The sequence below is a fragment of the Mesorhizobium sp. M7A.F.Ca.AU.002.02.1.1 genome (assembly GCF_003998535.1).
In the GTDB taxonomy this organism is placed as follows: Bacteria; Pseudomonadota; Alphaproteobacteria; order Rhizobiales; family Rhizobiaceae; genus Mesorhizobium; species Mesorhizobium ciceri.
Genome location: NZ_RZPB01001150.1, coordinates 1 through 1,372 on the forward strand (window position 1 = coordinate 1; position 1,372 = coordinate 1,372).

Genomic DNA, 1,372 nt, shown 5'->3' on the forward strand with positions numbered 1-1,372 from the left:
GGCCGCCTTGCCGAGGAAATGCCCGAACAGCATCGGGATATCGCCGCGGCGTTCACGTAGCGGCGGAATGCGCAGCGTCACCACGTTGAGGCGAAAATACAGATCCTCGCGAAAATCGCCGCGCTGGTCCGGCCGCCCGAGATCGACCTTGGTCGCTGCGACGACCCTGAGATCGATGCGCCGTATCTCGTTCGAGCCAAGCGGCGTGAGGCTGCGCGTTTCGAGCACGCGCAGCAGCTTGACCTGGAGCGCAGGCGGCATGGATTCGATCTCGTCGAGAAACAGCGTGCCGCCGCTCGAATGCTCGATGCTGCCAATCCGCCGCCGCTGCGCGCCGGTGAACGCGCCAGCCTCGTGGCCGAACAACTCGCTCTCTATGACCGTCTCCGGCAGAGCGCCGCAATTCAGCGCGACGAAGGGTTTTGCGCGCCGCCGCCCCCATCGGTGCAGGAGGTCCGCCACCACTTCCTTGCCGGTTCCCGTTTCTCCCTCGACCAGCACATCGACATCCATGTCGGCGATCTGGCGCAAGGTCTCGCGCAACCGCTTGATGGCAGGCGCCTCGCCGATCAGCGGCAGGCCGTCGGCGGCCAATGCCGCGGCTTCGCGCAGCCGCCGGTTTTCCATCACCAGCCGCCGCTTCTCACTCGCCCGTTTCAGCGCCTCGACAAGGCGTTCTCCGGCATAGGGTTTCGGAATGAAATCGTAAACGCCGTCCTTGAGCGCGGCCACAGCGAGATCGACGTCGCCATGCCCGGTAACCAGGATCACCGGTATATCCGCGTCGATCGCTTTGATGCGATCGAACAGCTGCAGACCATTCATGCCTGGCATGCGGATATCGCTGACGACGACGCCCTCGAAATTCCTGTCGACGACGGCAAGTGCTGCCTCGGCGGCGTCGAGTGCGACCACCGTGAAGCCGGCAAGCTCGAGCAATTGCGTGGTGGCGTGAAGGAGGTCCGCATCGTCGTCGACGAGCGCGACCAGCCCTGATCCGTCTGTCATTCAATTCGCCTCAAATCGATGGTGAAGGATGCGCCGCTGCCATTGCCGGGATCGAGCCGCAGCGTGCCGCCCAATTCCTGGGCGATCTCCTGCGAGATCACCAGCCCCAGGCCAAGCCCCTTCTCCTTGGTGGTCTGGAACGGCATGAACAGATTGCCGGCCGCCTCCGGACCAAGGCCGGGTCCATTGTCGCGCACCGAAATCAGCACTCGATCACCGCGCTCGGCGAGTTCGATCTCGATGCGCGGATCGGGCTGGTCCTTCATCGCGTCCAATGCATTTTGCAAAAGATTGACCAGGATCTGCTCCAGCCGGATGCGGCTCGCCATGACCACCGGCGAGGCATTGCCGCGCGGCCTGACGA

At 64.1% G+C, this 1,372-nt stretch carries 2 protein-coding genes; both read right to left on the bottom strand.

Annotation, left to right across the window (positions count from 1 at the left end; translation table 11 throughout):
* A partial coding sequence (locus EN879_RS35965) for a sigma-54 dependent transcriptional regulator (RefSeq protein ID WP_164774834.1) occupies positions 1 to 1,008 on the bottom strand: 1,008 nt, incomplete at its 3' end.
* A partial coding sequence (locus EN879_RS35970; RefSeq protein WP_127274717.1) for an ATP-binding protein occupies positions 1,005 to 1,372 on the bottom strand: 368 nt, incomplete at its 5' end. The genes EN879_RS35965 and EN879_RS35970, both read right to left, overlap by 4 nt.